Origin of the sequence: Proteus sp. TSJ240517 (assembly GCF_047921575.1) — a bacterium.
Classification (GTDB): Bacteria; Pseudomonadota; Gammaproteobacteria; order Enterobacterales; family Enterobacteriaceae; genus Proteus.
In genome coordinates, this window is record NZ_JBLRMH010000002.1 from 264,242 (window position 1) to 282,732 (window position 18,491).

The 18,491-nt window shown below is 37.9% G+C and carries 15 protein-coding genes; 5 read left to right on the plus strand and 10 right to left on the minus strand.

Annotated elements, in window-relative coordinates; all coding sequences use genetic code 11:
- Window positions 1-70: 70 nt before the first annotated feature.
- Window positions 71-769: a 7-cyano-7-deazaguanine synthase QueC gene (queC, locus tag ACNARN_RS04795; RefSeq protein WP_198619360.1), complete on the plus strand. Its 699-nt coding sequence runs from the start codon at window positions 71-73 to the stop codon at window positions 767-769.
- Between the two features lie 149 nt (window positions 770-918).
- Here the strand turns inward: queC and ACNARN_RS04800 are convergent, their stop codons facing one another.
- From ACNARN_RS04800 to bolA, 9 genes are all read right to left on the minus strand, one after another.
- On the minus strand, window positions 919-1,323 hold the full coding sequence (locus ACNARN_RS04800; RefSeq protein ID WP_099074223.1) for an acyl-CoA thioesterase: 405 nt from the start codon (window positions 1,321-1,323) through the stop codon (window positions 919-921).
- A gap of 251 nt (window positions 1,324-1,574) precedes the next feature.
- Window positions 1,575-1,946: a ComEA family DNA-binding protein gene (locus ACNARN_RS04805; RefSeq protein WP_232805415.1), complete on the minus strand. Its 372-nt coding sequence runs from the start codon at window positions 1,944-1,946 to the stop codon at window positions 1,575-1,577.
- Between the two features lie 289 nt (window positions 1,947-2,235).
- Window positions 2,236-4,113 (minus strand): peptidylprolyl isomerase, encoded by a 1,878-nt coding sequence (gene ppiD, locus ACNARN_RS04810; protein ID WP_198619359.1) that lies wholly within the window; start codon window positions 4,111-4,113, stop codon window positions 2,236-2,238.
- Between the two features lie 476 nt (window positions 4,114-4,589).
- Entirely contained in the window at window positions 4,590-4,865 is a 276-nt protein-coding gene (hupB, locus tag ACNARN_RS04815; RefSeq protein ID WP_036911695.1) for a nucleoid-associated protein HU-beta, read from the minus strand.
- Window positions 4,866-5,079: 214 nt separating this feature from the next.
- Complete coding sequence (gene lon, locus ACNARN_RS04820; protein ID WP_198619358.1) at window positions 5,080-7,440, minus strand: endopeptidase La; 2,361 nt, start codon at window positions 7,438-7,440, stop codon at window positions 5,080-5,082.
- Window positions 7,441-7,699: 259 nt separating this feature from the next.
- Window positions 7,700-8,971: an ATP-dependent protease ATP-binding subunit ClpX gene (clpX, locus tag ACNARN_RS04825; RefSeq protein ID WP_023580862.1), complete on the minus strand. Its 1,272-nt coding sequence runs from the start codon at window positions 8,969-8,971 to the stop codon at window positions 7,700-7,702.
- 146 nt (window positions 8,972-9,117) lie between these two features.
- Entirely contained in the window at window positions 9,118-9,741 is a 624-nt protein-coding gene (clpP, locus tag ACNARN_RS04830; protein WP_100159251.1) for an ATP-dependent Clp endopeptidase proteolytic subunit ClpP, read from the minus strand.
- A 257-nt stretch (window positions 9,742-9,998) separates the two neighbouring features.
- Window positions 9,999-11,303 carry a trigger factor gene (gene tig, locus ACNARN_RS04835; protein WP_023580863.1) on the minus strand — a complete coding sequence of 435 codons (1,305 nt, stop codon included), beginning with the start codon at window positions 11,301-11,303 and terminating at the stop codon, window positions 9,999-10,001.
- A 321-nt stretch (window positions 11,304-11,624) separates the two neighbouring features.
- Complete coding sequence (gene bolA / locus ACNARN_RS04840; protein ID WP_109371700.1) at window positions 11,625-11,939, minus strand: transcriptional regulator BolA; 315 nt, start codon at window positions 11,937-11,939, stop codon at window positions 11,625-11,627.
- Window positions 11,940-12,279: 340 nt separating this feature from the next.
- Here bolA and ACNARN_RS04845 point away from each other — a divergent pair, with 340 nt between their 5' ends.
- Both ACNARN_RS04845 and ampG read left to right on the plus strand, forming a co-directional pair.
- The gene (locus ACNARN_RS04845) at window positions 12,280-12,858 is read left to right on the plus strand and encodes a YajG family lipoprotein (protein WP_198619357.1); all 579 of its coding nucleotides are present in this window, start codon (window positions 12,280-12,282) and stop codon (window positions 12,856-12,858) included.
- 56 nt (window positions 12,859-12,914) lie between these two features.
- Window positions 12,915-14,435 carry a muropeptide MFS transporter AmpG gene (gene ampG, locus ACNARN_RS04850; RefSeq protein WP_198626013.1) on the plus strand — a complete coding sequence of 507 codons (1,521 nt, stop codon included), beginning with the start codon at window positions 12,915-12,917 and terminating at the stop codon, window positions 14,433-14,435.
- Between the two features lie 107 nt (window positions 14,436-14,542).
- On the opposite strand, the gene dbpA is transcribed toward ampG, so the two are convergent.
- Window positions 14,543-15,916 carry an ATP-dependent RNA helicase DbpA gene (dbpA, locus tag ACNARN_RS04855; RefSeq protein WP_198619355.1) on the minus strand — a complete coding sequence of 458 codons (1,374 nt, stop codon included), beginning with the start codon at window positions 15,914-15,916 and terminating at the stop codon, window positions 14,543-14,545.
- 352 nt (window positions 15,917-16,268) lie between these two features.
- Between dbpA and ACNARN_RS04860 the strand changes: the two genes are divergently transcribed.
- Both ACNARN_RS04860 and cyoA read left to right on the plus strand, forming a co-directional pair.
- On the plus strand, window positions 16,269-17,042 hold the full coding sequence (locus ACNARN_RS04860; RefSeq protein ID WP_416304206.1) for an outer membrane protein OmpK: 774 nt from the start codon (window positions 16,269-16,271) through the stop codon (window positions 17,040-17,042).
- A 495-nt stretch (window positions 17,043-17,537) separates the two neighbouring features.
- Window positions 17,538-18,488 (plus strand): cytochrome o ubiquinol oxidase subunit II, encoded by a 951-nt coding sequence (gene cyoA, locus ACNARN_RS04865; RefSeq protein WP_109371710.1) that lies wholly within the window; start codon window positions 17,538-17,540, stop codon window positions 18,486-18,488.
- The last annotated feature ends 3 nt before the right edge of the window (window positions 18,489-18,491 follow it).

The following is an 18,491-nucleotide window of genomic DNA, read 5'->3' on the forward strand; positions in this document are numbered from 1 at the left end:
AAATTGCCATAATATATGTACTTTTATGCGTACTAATCCTTATAGAAATTCAATATTCAGGAGTATTCTGATGAAAAAAACGGTCGTTGTCTTTAGTGGTGGACAAGATTCGACAACCTGCCTTATTCAAGCGTTGGAAGAGTACGATGAAGTACATTGCATTACATTTAATTATGGGCAACGCCATAAAGAAGAAATTGAGGTAGCACAAAAAGTTAGTCAATTACTAGGTGCAACCGCTCATAAAGTTTTAGATGTAAGTTTACTCAACGAACTCGCCATCAGTAGCTTAACTCGAGACAATATTCCTGTTCCTGATTTCAAAGAAAGTGAAGAAAGTGATATTCCTAGTACCTTCGTACCAGGTAGAAATATCCTTTTCCTCACTTTGGCTGCAATTTACGCTTATCAAATTGGTGCAGAGAGTGTCATCACTGGTGTTTGTGAGACAGATTTTTCTGGTTACCCTGATTGTCGTGATGAATTTGTAAAAGCTCTGAATCATGCTGTCAGCTTAGGTATTGCTCGTGATATTCAATTTATCACGCCATTAATGTGGCTAGATAAAGCCGAAACGTGGGCTCTCGCTGATTACTATAAAAAGTTAGATTTCGTTCGTCATGAAACTTTAACTTGCTATAACGGTATTCAGGGGGATGGCTGTGGTGAATGCGCAGCTTGTCATTTAAGACAACGCGGATTAAACACCTACTTAGCCGATAAAACACCAATTATGCAGACAATGAAACAGAAAGTGGGTCTTAAATAATCATTGGAATTACCTTATTAATTATCACTGCTGCCTGCCATTCTATTCACTTATGCAGTGATAATTCATCAATTATTATCACTGCATTAAATTATCTTAGATTAGCCTGAAAGCATTTAATAAGAGCTCTCTAATACTCTCTTTGTGTATTAGGAAGATTGGCGTACATATTCAAGCTTCTCTCTTAACTGTTCTGTTAATGTCAGTGCTTTTTTGGTATTGATATCAACAAGAACAAAAGTAATTAATGCATCAGAGATAAGCGCACCGTCTTTTTTTCTCACAATCTTTTGAGAAAGTACGCCACTTTTAATTCCCACTTCAGCAACATCACAATCAATAAGTAGCTCATCACCTAAACTTGCAGGTAAGCGATAATTGATATTGATATTAGCAACCACTAATGCCAAGCCATTGCGCTTAAACCAATCAAAATCTAAATGTTGCTCAATCCAATCCCATCGAGCTTGTTCTAAAAACTCAAGGTAACGCGCATTATTCACATGTTCAAAAACATCTAAATGAAAGCCATAAACTTTAATTAACGTACTCATATCAATTTATTACCTCTTGATTATTCTAATAAACTTTTTATAAAGTTTTTTTGCGATACCATAAATATAGCCAAGAAAATAAATTTAGTAATTTCTGATATAGGTTTATCTTGTTTTCTTTTAACAAAGAAAACGCTAAGAAAACGTGTTTCTCTTATCAAAATAAAAATCAAAGAGAAACACGGAGATTTTCAATCAGTATTCACGTTTCTGCTATCACTTATACTCAACATCGTATAAGAATGAATACCTTAATTAATAACGATAAAATCACGATTTTGATCAACTAACTTCATACCAATTCCAAAAACTTTTTCAAGTTCATCAATAGAGGTAAAACGCCCTAACTGTTCGCGGTAATCAATAATGGCTTGCGCTTTCGCTTTTCCGATCCCTTTTAATCCCATTAGTTCATCTACTGTTGCTGTATTTAAATTAACTTTACCTTCTGCACTGGCTTTGTTTTCTTTAGCATCACGAGCAACAGATGAGTGAGTTTCAATAGAAACTGTTGGTGTTGAAGCTGGTGTTTCTTCTGCATAAGAGAAAGGAGAAAGCCCTAATCCCAAGGCAAGACAGATAGAAGCCATAAAACCTGACAACATTTTTTTATCCATTTTCATAATCATAATTTCCTTTTATTCAATAATTTTAAATTCAATAGCAAACAGAGATTTCTGAATGCAGAAAAAGAATGCCAATATACTGATAAATCATCAATTGTATAAAAAGAGAACTACGAGAAGGCAGGAAAAATAAAAATGAATAAAAGAAACATTACAAGAAATTGTCGGGCTTGCTCTCAAATATGAATTTTTCGAAAAGCGAAGCATTTGCTTCAATTATCAAGAATAGTAACCATAAAAAAACCCAGCTTTACGCTGGGTTTTCAATGCAATAACTCAAATTTGATTATTGATAATCTTTATCAAAAATTTCAATTTTAGCGTTATCTTTTAGGTCACGTAATATGAGTTGTAACGCTTCTTCGCCCATCTGAGCACGATAGAGATTAGTCATAAACTCTAACTGTTCAGATGTTGGTTTGCCGTCTGTTACGCTATCTAATTGAATAAGGACAACTTTAGTACCTGGTACATTAGTCATACCATACTCTTTTTTGCCTTCAGCTGGCTTTGGCATAGAGAAAATCGCGGTTTGTACTACATCTGTTGCAGATGAGTGAACAATGCTTTCTTCACTACCAAACGAAATGTTAGCAGCTTTCAGTGCTTCTTCGCCTTTACCTTCTTTTAATGCAGCTAAAAGTTTTTGGGCTTCTGCATTCATTGCTTGCGATGCTTTTTGCTGTTTAACCAGCATAACAACTTGATCACGTACTTTGTCTAATGGTTGGGTTGCTGAAGGCTTGTAACCTTCTACACGCACGATAAATGCACTGTCATTACCTAACGTCACCATGTCTGAATTCATGCCTGTTGGGCCATTTTCATCCACTAATGAACCACCAAAAATTAACTGGGTGAGTTTTTCATTATTTAATGGTGCAGGAACCGTATTTTCATCAAACCAATCAGTATTAACCACGGTCACGTTGCCCGCATTTGCAGCAGGAGCTAATGTGTCGTTGTCATTAGATGCAGCTTGGCTCACTTTTTGTTGTAATGCGAAGAAATCATCAATTGCTTTGTTTTCACGCATTTTTGCCAGTAAATCTGTTTTCACTTCATCAAATGGTTTTACAACAGATTGTTTGACATCATCAAGGCGGAAAATTGCGTAGCCATTGCTGATTTTAACAGGTTCAGAGATTTGACCTTTTTCTGTCAAACTTGCATTAGCAAGCTCTGGTAACTCTTGTCCAATAGTTATCCAACCTAAAGAACCATTTTGTTTCTTAGAGAAACTATCAATAGATTTTTCTTTCACTAACGAAACAAAATCAGCACCTTTTTTCAGCTCGTCTTCTGCCGCTTTAGCTGCTGCTTCATCAGCTAAGACTAAGATGCTGTACTGTTTCTGTCCTGCTGCCGTGAATTCATCAATATTACTATCGTAGTAAGCCTTTGCTTCTTCATCAGTAATGTTGATCTTATTAAAATCTTTTTGAGCATTTAATTGGATATAGCTAATTTTAAATTGCTCTGGCGCGATGAACATTTGGTTATTTTGCTCATAGAACGCTTTCACTTCTTCATCAGATGCCGTTTCTTTTTCAAGGAATGGCTGAATGTCTAATGATGCTAAACGTACATTACGGCTTTGTAGCATTAATCCCGCAAATTCTTTAACTTCGCTATCTAAGGCAAAATCCGTACCTTGGATAGAAAATTTTAATTGCTGATTAATAAGGTTTTGACGAATACCTTCTGCAAAAGCATCTGCATCAATATTATTGCCTTTCAATAAATCGACATATTTTTTATTGTCAAATTTGCCGTCAGTTTGAAAGTAAGGAAGTGCAAAAATAGCATCTCTAATTTGCTGATCACCGGCTGAAATACCCAGATTTTGTGCAAATTGATCAAGTAATGCTTGGTTGATCAGTAAATCAAGCGCTTGTTGGCGAATAAGTTTCTGACCTTCTTCTGATGAAGCAAGAGCAGCAAAATTTTCACCCATATCTTGTTGTAATTGAGCACGACGTTGCTGATAAGTTTGCTCTAATTGAGAACGGCTAATTTTATATCCGTTAACTTCAGCTGCATCATTAACGCCTGAACTAAAGAGATATCCGCCCACACCAGTTAGGACGAAGGAGAGGATGATCACAGCTAATAATATCTTTATAAATGGATTATTAGCAGTGGAACGAATGTTGTCCATCATAACGAGACGAGGCTCCGTTTGGTGAAATAAAAATTATTTTTTATGGGTGTTACACGACTATTTTGAGCACAGCGAAAAGATAATATGCCCATGCTGGCTTAATATCAAAATGTCACGACACGCGACAATCATTAAAAACAGCCAGTCCCGTATTAATGCGCAGTCTTAACACGCACTTTCTATAACTAAGAAAAAACTAAACAGCATTATTTGATTCATTGATTACGATAACCATTTAACTCACCACTGAATCATTCATTGTTATCTATTTCAGTTATAGAACAACGCGTCATTCTATCAAATGACTACTTCAGTTTCACGTCTTATCGCCAGAGAATACAAGGTTTAATCGTGATTTATAACCTAAAAAAGAAAAGCGCATCTCAAAAAGATGCGCTTCATTTTTTAATTGAGTCGTTTTCTGTTTACCCATAACGTTAAGCTAATAACAAATTGGCAGAAAATAAGTTCAACTATTATTGATTAACTGCGTCTTTTAAGCCTTTACCTGCACGGAATGCAGGAACTTTTGCAGCTTCAATTTGAATTTCTTTACCTGTTTGTGGGTTACGGCCTGTACGAGCTGCACGATCACGTACAGTGAAAGTACCGAAACCTACTAATGCTACATCATCACCTTTTTGTAAAGATTCAGTGATAGAAGCAACCAGAGCATCTACAACACGACCTGCTGCCGCTTTTGAGATATCTGCATTTGCAGCAATTTTGTCGATCAGTTGAGTTTTATTCACGCTTTCATCCCCATAATTTTATGCGTTATTTTTCACCATTAATGGCAAATTTTGCAAACGTCGTTATATCAAGCCTTTTTAGATATAGCAAGACCGATAAAACAGCATTTTTAATTAAAATCCCCATTAAATTAGCGACACAAAAAAAGGCTGGCAAGCTTTTATTACTTATCCAGCCTTTTTTTTAGCTATTATTTATGACTAATATCACTCTTTAGTGTGATTTATCAGTCACAACTTCCATGCCAAACGGCGAGTTTTGCAGGGCTAGCGATAAAACTTCCTCAATTGTTTTCACCGGGTGAATATCCAGGTCAGCAACAATATTTTCAGGAATTTCTTCTAAATCACGTTTATTTTCATCAGGGATAAGAACTGTCTTAATTCCACCACGATGTGCAGCAAGTAACTTTTCTTTCAGTCCGCCAATTGGCAAGACATGTCCGCGTAACGTAATTTCGCCCGTCATTGCAACATCAGAACGCACAGGATTACCTGTTAGGCTTGATACCAATGCAGTGCACATTGCGATACCTGCACTTGGACCATCTTTTGGTGTTGCGCCTTCAGGAACGTGTACGTGAATATCACGTTTTTCATAGAAATCGCTATTAATACCAAGTTTATCCGCACGAGCACGAACTACCGTCATTGCCGCTTGAATAGACTCTTGCATTACTTCACCTAAAGAGCCGGTGAATGTCAGCTTGCCCTTACCTGGTACACTTGCTGTTTCAATAGTCAGTAAATCACCACCAACTTCTGTCCATGCAAGTCCTGTTACCATCCCTACTCGGTTTTCTGTGTCAGCACGACCGTAATCAACTTTACGAACACCTAAGTAGTCTTTGAGATTATCTTCGTTAATCTCAATATGTTTGATTGTGCTATCCATTAGCAGTTGTTTTACTGCTTTACGGCATAATTTAGAAATTTCACGCTCTAAACTACGTACACCCGCTTCACGCGTGTAATAACGAATAATGCCCATAATTGCGCTGTCGTGGATTGTCAGCTCACTTGGTTTTAACGCATTACGTTCAATCTGTTTTGGTAACAAATGTTGCTTAGCAATATTCAGTTTTTCGTCTTCGGTATAACCTGATAAACGAATAACTTCCATACGATCTAACAACGGTGCCGGTATATTCATGGAGTTAGATGTCGCCACGAACATCACATCAGACAGATCGTAATCAACTTCCAGATAATGGTCGTTAAATGCGATGTTTTGTTCTGGATCTAACACCTCTAACAGTGCAGAAGCCGGATCGCCTCGCATGTCTGATGACATTTTATCAATTTCATCTAACAGGAAAAGAGGGTTTTTAACGCCAACTTTCGCCATTTTCTGAATTAATTTGCCTGGCATAGAACCGATGTAAGTACGACGGTGACCACGGATTTCAGCTTCATCACGCACACCACCTAACGCCATACGAACATATTTACGGCCAGTTGCTTTAGCAATAGATTGACCCAGCGAGGTTTTACCCACACCTGGAGGCCCTACTAAACACAGGATTGGCCCTTTAATTTTGCTAACACGAGACTGTACCGCGAGATATTCAAGGATACGCTCTTTAACACGTTCTAAACCGTAATGGTCAGTATCAAGAACTTCTTGTGCTTTCACTAAGTCTTTTTTAACTTTGCTACGGCTATTCCAAGGAACTTGAACCATCCAATCAATATAGCTACGCACAACCGTGGCTTCTGCTGACATTGGCGACATCATTTTTAATTTCTGAAGTTCCGCTTCTGTCTTTTCTTTTGCCTCTTTTGGCATTTTAGCAGCGTCGATTTTACGTTTCAGCGATTCCATTTCATCAGGTGCATCATCCATCTCACCTAATTCTTTTTGAATAGCTTTCATTTGTTCATTGAGATAATACTCACGCTGACTCTTTTCCATCTGCTTTTTAACGCGGTTACGAATGCGTTTTTCAACTTGTAGCAGATCGATTTCTGATTCCATCATTGCCATTAAATATTCAAGGCGTTCTGTGACATCAGACATTTCAAGTACAGCTTGCTTATCTTTTAATTTCAGCGGCATATGAGAAGCAATGGTGTCTGCTAATTTCGCTGATTCTTCGATAGCATGTAATGAGGTCAATACCTCTGGCGGAATTTTTTTATTCAGCTTGATATAACCTTCAAACTGATTAATCGTTGTACGATTTAAGACTTCCTGTTCGCGCTCATCAACGGCTGGCGTTTCAAGGTATTCTGCTTTCGCCTGAAAGTATTCACCATTGTCAGATAACGTCGTAATTTTGGCACGACGAATACCTTCAACAAGCACTTTCACTGTTCCATCAGGCAGTTTTAGCATCTGTAAAACAGACGCAACTGTACCAACAGAAAAAAGATCATTAACACCTGGTTCGTCAGTAGATGCATCTTTCTGCGCAACCAGCATAATTTGTTTGTTGTCGTTCATCGCAGCTTCTAAGCAATGAATAGATTTTTCACGACCAACGAACAACGGGATCACCATATGCGGATATACAACGACATCACGTAATGGCAATACAGGTATTTCAATACGTTCTGGACGCTCAGGATTCATAGAGCTCTCTCTTCGTTTTTAGCTTAACGCTTTTACAGGTAATTTTATTCGCATGTCACCAAATAAAATTAATTCCACGGATTGTCAAAATATATAAGGGCACTTTTCTGACATTCAATAGCCTTACCCATTAAAAAAACAAAATGAGGGAAAATTCCCTCATTTTTATTGCGTTGGCGCGCCTTATCTTAAATTTCCCTCTTATTTTGAGAGAAAACTAGATAATGTCAGACAAGAGACATTGCCAAATTACGATGTATTATTCACCAGACGCTTGGTTTTCTAGCTGACTATAAATAATCAGTGGCTCAGATTTTCCATTAATAACGCCTTCATCAATGACCACTTTTTCTGCATTTTCAAATGAAGGAAGGTCATACATCGTATCAAGTAATGCTGCTTCAACAATCGAACGTAAACCACGCGCACCTGTTTTACGTACCATGGCTTTTTTCGCAATCGCAGTCAGCGCTTCCTTACGAAATTCTAAATCTACACCTTCTAATTTAAATAATGCCTGATATTGCTTAGTCAGTGCATTCTTAGGTTCTTGTAAGATTTGGATTAACGCTTCTTCGTTTAATTCGCCGAGTGTTGCAACAACAGGTAAACGACCAATAAATTCAGGGATAAGACCAAATTTAATCAGATCCTCTGGCTCAACTTGAGCTAATAATTCACCTTCGCTAGCTTTCTCTTTTTGGCTTTTAACTTCTGCACCAAAACCGATACCTGAATGTGTATTTAAACGTTGTGCGACAACTTTATCGAGCCCAGCAAATGCACCACCACAAATAAAGAGGATTTTAGAAGTATCAACTTGTAAAAATTCTTGTTGTGGGTGCTTACGCCCGCCTTGAGGAGGCACAGAAGCCACAGTGCCTTCAACTAATTTCAATAATGCTTGCTGTACACCTTCACCAGACACATCACGAGTGATTGATGGGTTTTCAGATTTACGGGTGATCTTGTCAATTTCATCAATATAAACAATACCACGTTGTGCTTTTTGCACATCGTAATCGCATTTTTGTAGCAGTTTTTGAATGATGTTTTCAACATCTTCACCCACATAACCCGCTTCTGTCAGCGTTGTGGCATCTGCCATAGTAAAAGGAACATCAAGGTAGCGTGCTAATGTTTCTGCTAATAACGTTTTACCGCTACCAGTAGGACCAATCAGCAAAATATTACTTTTTCCCAGCTCAACACCATTGGCTTTATCGCCATTACGCAGACGTTTATAGTGGTTATAAACGGCAACAGCCAAAACTTTTTTAGCCAATTCCTGACCGATAACATAGTCATCAAGGTGCTTACGGATTTCATGTGGCGTTGGCAATTCACTGCGTTCATGATGAGGCGCCAGTTCTTTTATTTCCTCACGAATGATATCAACACAAAGATCGACACATTCATCACAGATATAAACCGACGGACCAGCGATCAATTTTTTTACTTCATGCTGGCTTTTACCGCAGAAAGAGCAATACAGAAGCTTCCCTGAGCTATCTTTGCGCTTATCTGTCATCAGTCAACCTCACTTAGTTATTCTTCTTATTCAATTAATAAGAAGAAGAAAGACTTTTTACATAGAGATATTAATAGCCGTTTCCTTTGCGCAATTCTATAACAAAGGAAACGTGTTAATTCAATTGCTATTACAACGTGTAATGATTAGCTACGTTGAGTATAGACTTTATCCACTAATCCGTATTCTAACGCTTCGTTAGCGGATAAGAAACGATCACGCTCAGTGTCTCTTTCTATTTCTTCAATAGATTTACCTGTATGTTGAGCCATTAGCTCATTCATACGGGATTTTACTTTCAAAATTTCTTGAGCATGAATTTGAATATCTGTTGCTTGACCTTGGAAACCACCTAATGGTTGGTGGATCATCACACGAGAATTAGGTAAGCAAATACGTTTACCTTTCGCACCAGCAGATAATAAGAAAGCGCCCATTGAACACGCTTGTCCCATACAAATGGTGCTCACATCTGCTTTGATATACTGCATGGTGTCATAAATAGACATACCCGCGGTAATCACGCCACCTGGTGAGTTGATATACAGGTTGATGTCTTTCTCTGGGTTTTCTGCTTCTAAAAATAGCATTTGAGCAACGATAAGATTAGCCATGTGATCTTCAACTTGGCCAGTCAGGAAAATAATACGTTCTTTTAATAAACGTGAGTAAATGTCGTAAGAACGCTCTCCTCGCGAAGTTTGCTCTATAACCATCGGCACCAGAGCCATATTAGGTGCGAATTGTTCCTGTGTGTCGTTAAATGACATGTCTGTCTCCTATTGCATTCTTATTGGTGCCAATGACAACAATTTTACTTGAGATAATTGATCATGACCATTTCTAATGATCTAATCTCTCACAAGACATTCAAGGCGCCTCGCGAGGAGTGATAAAGAGAATATAGAATTATCTGGAGATAATCGCTCAAATTTCAAGGCAAAATTTGATAAATATATACAAACTGAAAAAAACCCGTGGTAAAAACCACGGGTTTTTGCTTAAAACCGATATTCGCGGTTAAGAATTAACCCATTTGAACTTCGTTCATCAGTTCAGTGAAGTTAGTTTCTTTTTCAGTTACTTTAGCATTTGCTAAGATTTTTTCTACCGCTTGCTCTTCTAACGCAAGATTACGGATGTTATTCATCAGTTGTTCGTTCTTGTTGTAGAACTCAACAACTTCTGATGGATCTTCATAAGCTGAAGCCATTTCGTCGATCAGTGCATTCACACGGTCGTCTTCTGCTTTCAGTTCATTACTATTGATCACTTCACCTAACAGTAATCCAACGATTACACGACGTTTAGCTTGTTCTTCGAACAGTTCACGAGGTAATTGCAGAGCTTGTTTCTCGTCGCCACCAAAACGTTGAGCTGCTTGACGCTGCAGAACTTCGATTTCACTGTCAACAGCGGCTGCTGGTACGTCAACTTCGTTTGCTTTAACTAAGCCATCGATAACTTGTGATTTAACACGAGTACGGATTGCATTTTTCAGTTCACGTTCCATGTTTTTACGTACTTCAGCACGTAAACCATCAACAGAACCATCAGCAATACCAAAACGTTTGATGAACTCTTCAGTTAATTCTGGCAGTTCACGCTCTTCAACTTTTTTCAGGTTGATAGCGAATTGTGCTTTTTTACCTTTCAGGTTTTCAGCGTGGTAATCTTCTGGGAAAGTCACATCAATTGTGAATTCTTCGCCAGCTTTATGACCGATAACGCCTTCTTCGAAACCTGGGATCATACGACCTTGACCCATTGCCAGTACGAAATCTTCAGCTTTTCCGCCTTCAAATTCTTCACCGTCAATAGAACCGTTGAAATCAACAGTTACGCGATCTTCTGCTGCAACTTCGCCGTCTTTGTCTTTCCACTCTGCTTGTTGCTTACGCAGTGTTTCTAACATGTTATCAACGTCTTCGTCTTTAACAGTAACAACAGGTTTTACAACTTCAATGCTTTCCAGATCTTTCAGTTCGATTTCTGGGAAAACTTCGAATTCTACAGAGTAAACAAAGTCTTCACCTTCTTTGTATTGCTCTGGTTTGTAGTCAGGCGCGCCAACTGGGTTTACTTTGTTTTCGATGATAGCGTTAATGAAATTACGCTGCATCAGATCACCCAGAACATCATTCAGCACTGACATACCGTAACGCTGTTTAACCATTGACATTGGAACGTGACCTTTACGGAAACCATCAATGCGAACAGTTTTAGCAGCTTTTTTCAGTTCACTGTCTACAGCAGTTTGGATATCAGCGGCTGGTACGGTGATTGTGACACGACGCCCTAGGCCTTGAGTCGTTTCAACAGAAACTTGCATCTTGTTACCTCAAAATAAGTTTTAGTGCTCGGTCTACTTTAAAGGAAACTAACATGATATTGACATGTTTAGGTTTATTTTCCTTTCAGAACCGGGGCCGCCACATTTAAAAAAACGAGGATCCCTGATATCAGAAGCATCCCGAAACCTTACTGAAAATTAGACGCGACATTATAACGATCTAGAGGGGTTGAGTCGAGAAAGAGCCGTTTTATTCCTCAATTTTTTCATAAAATCGAGCAACTCACCCCTTTTTCCCTCTATAAAGAACAAAAAATACGCATCTTAGGATCTATTTACTCACGATTAACGATAAGGTTGTTAATCTTCTTGGCTTCCGCCACGACACCCAGGAGAGCGCAATGCTTTATCCTGCTGTTCATTCCATTCGCTCAAAGTAAAAGTGTGTAATGCTAATGCATGAACACCATTTTCCATTTCATGAGCTAATGTTTGGTACACATCACGATGGCGCGAAACACTACGTTTCTCATTAAAATCATCACAAACGATAATGACTTTAAAGTGGCTTTCAGAGCCTTCGGGCACATTATGGCGATGGCTTTCGTTTATTACTTGTAAAAAATGCGGTGAAAAGCGTGAAATCAGCTTATTCTCAATATCATCACGGATCATCTCTGCCCCTAATACTCTAGCCTTTATACCACGGCAAACCAAAAACAAGTCAACCAGACTATATCGATTTAGTCGTTATCAATACAAAATGATGGGCTTATTCTTTTTAATTTTGCTGATGATAATCGCTTATTTTTCATCTTGAGTAAAACCATTGACCGAATATTGTCAAATACATGAGCAAAAATGAGAGTAATTTGAAATAAAATCAATTGATAAAATCAGATAATTTCGTTCGTTAAGGGGATATTAGCAACTTACCAGCAGTGGTATGATAGGCTAAAGTTTGAAGCCTATTCTACTTGTTAACACAACAGACATATTTAACCGAGATTACCTCATGATTAAAAATTTACTCTGTGCTGTTTTTGCATTAACACTGCTTTCAGGTTGTGCAACTCCTAGTAACAAATTATCTATTGAGCCCACGATGTCAGTTCCTGCGGCTGACCCTACGATGCGCCCTATTTCACTGAATATTTCAAGCCAAGACAAACGTGCATCAAAAAATCTAGCGGAAATCAACCGTAACGGTAAATTAGATATCCTTGTTCCATCTCGTGACATTGCATTTTTAATGCAAGAAGTTCTACAAAAGCAAATGGCAGCGCGTGGTTTTATGATGGGTTCTCCTGCTTCTGCTGATGTGATTATTGTTATCAATAAACTCAGTGCAGATGTGGGTGAAGGAAGTGTTCGTCATAATATCAGTGCAAAAGCGGATATTTCAGTTATCGTCACCTTACCGAATGGCAGTTCTAATACCAAAACATTCCGTACTAGCTACAATGTTCAAGGTCCATTTGGTGCAACTAATGAGAAAATTGCCGCCGCGATTAACAATGTCTTAAGTGAACTCGTTAGCGATATGGCAAAAGACGCTTCAGTCAGTCAATTTATCAAATCTAACGCCCGTTAATTTTATTAGAATAAACGACCTGTTATCTCAAACAGGTCGTTGAAAGGAATTTTTGCATGGTTCAGCCCACCTTCAAACAAACCACTTGGTATAAATCATTTATTCTTCTATTACTTGGCTTTACTTCTGGATTACCTCTGGCACTCACAGCGGGTACATTACAAGCTTGGATGACAGTAGAAGATATCGATTTAAAAACCATTGGTTTTTTCTCATTGGTGGGACAAGCCTATGTTTTTAAATTCCTCTGGTCACCCTTTATGGATCGCTATACCCCATCTTTTCTTGGTCGACGCCGAGGATGGATGTTGCTCACTCAAATAGGGTTAGTGCTTGGTATTGCAGGGATGGGCTTTTTAAATCCTAACGACCATTTATGGTGGCTTGCCTCTTTAGCTGTCATTGTTGCCTTTTGTTCCGCTTCACAAGACATTGTTTTTGATGCCTATAAAACCGATATTTTAAAAGCCGATGAGCGTGGTACTGGTGCTGCAGTTTCTGTATTAGGCTATCGCATAGCAATGCTTGTTTCTGGAGGAATGGCGCTTTGGTTAGCGGATAAATATATTGGCTGGCAAAACATGTACTGGTTAATGGCTGCCTTAATGGGTATTGGTATTATTGCCACATTACTTGCCCAAGAGCCAGAAACCGCCGTAAAGCCGCCACGTACACTCTATGAAGCTGTTATTGAACCTTTATATGAGTTCTTCTCTCGTAATAATGCTTGGCTAATTTTACTGCTTATTGTGCTGTATAAAATGGGTGATGCCTTTGCCCTTAGTTTAAGTACTACTTTTCTGATCCGCGGTGCTGGATTTGATGCTGGTGAAGTAGGATTAGTGAATAAAACACTTGGGCTTGCCGCCACGATTGTTGGGGCATTACTAGGTGGTTTATTAATGCGCCGTTGGAGTTTATTTAAAGCACTGATGATTTTTGGTATTTTGCAAGGCGGTTCAAATATCGGTTATTGGTATTTAGCTATTTCTGAGCAAAGTATTTATAGCATGGGTGCAGTAGTTGCATTTGAAAATATCTGTGGCGGTATGGGAACAGCAGCATTTGTTGCCCTCTTAATGACGCTTTGTCATCTCTCCTTTTCAGCAACACAATTTGCGTTGCTCTCGGCTCTCTCTGCGATTGGTCGTGTTTATGTTGGCCCAGTTGCAGGCTGGTATGTTGAAAGCCATGGTTGGGAAGCATTTTACCTTTTTTCTATTGTTGCTTCTGTACCCGGTCTTATCTTGCTGTTGATTTCGAAAAACACACTTATTTATACGCAAAAAACAGGTGAATTCCTTAGAAGAACTTTGTTTATTAAACAATACCGTTTTGCTATTTATGGTTTGATGCTGACTGTTCTTTTCTTTCTTTGTAGTTTAATTCTTGTGATCACAAATTCACTACCAACTTTAGAAATGTTCCAGTCTGTCGATTTTATTCAATCAATAGATACTGATAGATTAAGTTCTTGGGCTTCAACACTCTTTTTATATGGTGTTATTGTTGGTGCGGTAAGCCTTGTCTTTGGCACAATCCTAGATTATTTAGCACTTAAGAAAACAACACACTAATCTTGTTGCTTTCTTCACTATATTCGTCAGAAAAAAGGACAGCTTAAGCTGTCCTTTTTGTATTCTTAATAGAGAAAACAGTAAGTGACTATTTAAATAATGTTGAACTATCTAAATAACCTAACTTTGACTGATTTACCTTTGATTTTACCTTGTTGCAGCTGTTTCCAGACTTGTTTTGCAATAGATTGTTTCACAGCAACATAAGCATGTGTTGGGTTGATCATAATTTTACCGATATCGGCACCATTGAAACCCATATCACCCGTTAATGCGCCTAAAATATCACCTGGGCGCATTTTGGCTTTTTTACCACCATCAATACATAATGTTGCCATTGTTGCTTCAAGAGGCGTAATTTGTAGCCCAGTAGGTACTGGTAACCAATTTATCTTCATATGAAGCATCTCTTCTAAAGCGTTAGCACGCTGAATTTCTTCTGGTGCACAAAAGCTAATCGCCAATCCACTTTCACCCGCTCTGGCTGTACGGCCAATTCGGTGAACATGCACTTCAGGATCCCACGACAATTCGTAGTTAATCACCATTTCTAACGCTTTAATATCAAGTCCACGAGCTGCAACATCTGTTGCTACTAATACACGACAACTCCCATTAGCAAAGCGAATCAGCGTTTGGTCACGCTCTCTTTGTTCCATATCGCCATGTAAAGCAAGCACACTTTGGTTGCTTTCTGTCAGTGTTTCATACACATCTTGGCAATCTCGCTTTGTGTTACAAAATACAACGCAAGAGGCAGGCTGCTCACGACTTAACAGCTTTTGCAGCAATCCTATTTTTCCATGACGAGATATTTCATAAAACTGCTGCTCAACAGCAGGAAGTTCATCAACAGAGTTTATTTCAATAGTTACTGGATTTTGCTGAATTTTACGGCTAATTGCTGCGATCTCATTTGGCCAAGTTGCAGAAAAGAGTAACGTTTGACGTTCCGTTGGCATACGAGAAATAATATCGTTGATATCATCAAAAAATCCCATATCCAACATTCTGTCTGCTTCATCTAATACCAATGTTTTCACATCATCTAAAGTGACAGTCTCTTTTTTTAGGTGATCAAGCAATCTACCTGGTGTTGCAACAATAATATGTGCAGCATGTATTAATGAATCACGCTGGATACTAAATGGAACGCCACCACACAGCGTTAATACTTTGATATTTGGAAGGTAACGAGCAAGGCGACGTAACTCATTTGCAACTTGATCAGCAAGTTCTCGCGTTGGACATAAAATAAGTGATTGAGTATTAAACTGTTTTGCATCAATGTGTTGCAAAAGCCCCAAACCAAAAGCAGCTGTTTTACCGCTGCCTGTTTTTGCTTGAGCGCGGACGTCTTTTCCTTCAAGAATAGCGGGCAAAGCGGCTTCTTGAACTGGAGTCATAGTGAGATAACCCAATTCATTAAGGTTAGCGAGTTGTTCAGTAGGAAGTGCGTTAAGTTCAGCAAATGAGGTCACAATGAAAATTCCAAGTAAGATAAAAACGAATATTGGTTAATGATACTATCCCTTTATTCCTGTGTCGTGAGGTATTTTTACGCGACTTTTACTACATATTTTTCTTTCTTCTTTTAATTTCTTTTTTCCTTGCCAAAAAAACCAGTTATTAAGCGCTCAATCCATTCAAAACAGATAAAATAATAAAAATAAACTAAACAATACTAAAATTCCTACTTTTAATTATCAATTTAATATTCTAGAAATAGATCTTAATTTCAAAATTATGATCTACAAATTTAAATTTAGTAGTTTATAGTTTCAAAATATATTAAAAAACAAATTCATCGCGAAATTATTTCATTAAATTTAATTGAGATTAATAATGATAAAAAAAACATTTTTATTAACCATCGCAAGTACACTTTCTTTATCAGCTCAAGCTAGCTATTTAGGTGGCTTCGCTAATACCAGTATCAATTATCTTGATTGGACTTCTCATACAACACACAAAACAGGGAAATCTTCTCATAAAGATGATTTTGCCTATTTAGAGCTTGAAGGTGGTGCCAATTTTTCATGGGGCGAATTTTATGGCTTCTTTGATCTAGAAAACCCATTTAATCCTCGGAAAACACAACCGGGTGATAATCAACGTTATACCGTTAAAGCAACAAGCCGTATTTATTTAGGTGAAAGTCCTTTTAATTTATACGGGCATGTTTACGGCACATGGTCACTTCCAGGAAAAGAGAACGGTGGCAACTTCCATGAAGTTAATACGCTTTACGGTCTAGGCTATAACACACAAATTGATAATTTATGGTTTAAACCATTCGTTGCGCTTCATTATGTCGATCAAACTTATTATTCAGGAAATAATGGCTACGTCGTTGGTTGGGTTGCTGGATATGATTTTTCCATTAGAGATCAGAAGTTTAGCATTAGCAATTGGCATGAAATGGAATTTAGCCGTCATAAGCGTTACGGCAATGGTGGGCAAAATGGGTTCAATGGCGCTTTAGCTTTTTGGTGGCATCCAACGACCTCTATTACTACGGGTATTCAATATCGTTATGCTTATAAAAAGCTAGGCGAAGATTTTCTGCAAGACGGCATTATATATAGCTTGAAATATAATTTTTGATCGTTAATTGTTAATTTTTATTACAGCGAAAGCATTTTTATTCGCTGTAACCTTTTTTTATCACTTAATGAAAAACTTTCTCATTGGATATAAATATTCATCAAATCACTAATTATCCATATAAAAAATCAAACAAGCATCAAATATAGATATTAAACATCAATATAAAAAGGATTTTACCCATCAACTCTCCTCCGACCTCTAATTTGTTATTTTTTAATCAGAATACGTTTTCTTACACTTTTTACTGCATTTTTATTTGTAAAAATATGTATTTATTTTAAAAATATGGTACTTTATGAAATTATAGTTAATACGCAATAATTAAATTAACATTTATTTAATGGTTTGATTACTTGTGATCACATTAACACAAAAGACTAACCAACCACTTACTTACCATTACAATTGTTTACACTGTCGCAACCTTACCGTAAAATGTCCTTACTGATACTGATGAAACAACAATAGAACCTTTGTCATTTGGGTCGTTGGATGAGACTTATGAAATACATAAAAAGTATTGGGACACTTTCGCTATTAGTTGCAGCTCTTCTATTAAGTGGCTGTGATATGGCGTTAATGAATCCCAAAGGCGCTATCGGCGCTGAGCAAAAAACATTAATCCTCATTGCGCTTGGTTTAATGTTAATTGTTGTGATACCGGTAATACTGATGGTGATTGTTTTCGCTTTTCGCTACCGTGAATCTAATACTAAAGCCACCTATCGCCCAAACTGGGCTCACTCAAATAAAATTGAACTTGTCGTTTGGACTGTGCCAATTATCATTATTGTGATTTTGGCAACGATTACATGGAAAACAACCCATGAGCTTGATCCTTACAAACCATTAGAGTCCACAGAAAAACCTGTCACCATTGAAGTTGTTTCAATGGATTGGAAATGGTTATTTATCTATCCAGAACAAGGTATTGCAACAGTTAATGAACTGGCTTTCCCTACTAATGTTCCTGTTAATTTCAAAATCACTTCTGACTCTGTCATGAACTCATTCTTTATCCCTCGCTTAGGTGGACAAATCTATGCGATGGCAGGAATGCAGACTAAATTACACTTAATTGCTAATGAACCTGGTGAATATCAAGGTATGTCAGCTAGTTATAGTGGACACGGTTTCTCTGATATGAAATTTACAGCGATTGCGACACCTGATCGTGCCGGTTTCGATGCGTGGGTTGAAAAAGTCAAACAATCGTCAGATACGTTAAATACGACCGCTGCATTTAATGAACTTGCTAAACCAAGCCAGAAAAATCCAGTGACCTACTATTCAAGCGTGAAGCCAATGTTATTCCAAGAGACCATTTCTAAATTTGGTCACACAGGTCATGGCGCTCACACCAGTGGCAATCAGACAGCACATGCTGATGCAACAATGAATATGAACATGAGCCATGCGGCGCATGCAGGAGCAGAGGAATAAAGG

Excerpts from the sequence above, each read along its gene's own strand:
- queC (WP_198619360.1), top strand. The coding sequence starts at position 71 with ATGAAAAAAACGGTCGTTGTCTTTAGTGGTGGACAAGATTCGACAACC.
- ACNARN_RS04800 (WP_099074223.1), bottom strand. The coding sequence starts at position 1,323 with ATGAGTACGTTAATTAAAGTTTATGGCTTTCATTTAGATGTTTTTGAA.
- ACNARN_RS04805 (WP_232805415.1), bottom strand. The coding sequence starts at position 1,946 with ATGAAAATGGATAAAAAAATGTTGTCAGGTTTTATGGCTTCTATCTGT.
- ppiD (WP_198619359.1), bottom strand. The coding sequence starts at position 4,113 with ATGATGGACAACATTCGTTCCACTGCTAATAATCCATTTATAAAGATA.
- lon (WP_198619358.1), bottom strand. The coding sequence starts at position 7,440 with ATGAATCCTGAGCGTCCAGAACGTATTGAAATACCTGTATTGCCATTA.
- clpX (WP_023580862.1), bottom strand. The coding sequence starts at position 8,971 with ATGACAGATAAGCGCAAAGATAGCTCAGGGAAGCTTCTGTATTGCTCT.
- clpP (WP_100159251.1), bottom strand. The coding sequence starts at position 9,741 with ATGTCATTTAACGACACACAGGAACAATTCGCACCTAATATGGCTCTG.
- tig (WP_023580863.1), bottom strand. The coding sequence starts at position 11,303 with ATGCAAGTTTCTGTTGAAACGACTCAAGGCCTAGGGCGTCGTGTCACA.
- bolA (WP_109371700.1), bottom strand. The coding sequence starts at position 11,939 with ATGATCCGTGATGATATTGAGAATAAGCTGATTTCACGCTTTTCACCG.
- ACNARN_RS04845 (WP_198619357.1), top strand. The coding sequence starts at position 12,280 with ATGATTAAAAATTTACTCTGTGCTGTTTTTGCATTAACACTGCTTTCA.
- ampG (WP_198626013.1), top strand. The coding sequence starts at position 12,915 with ATGGTTCAGCCCACCTTCAAACAAACCACTTGGTATAAATCATTTATT.
- cyoA (WP_109371710.1), top strand. The coding sequence starts at position 17,538 with ATGAGACTTATGAAATACATAAAAAGTATTGGGACACTTTCGCTATTA.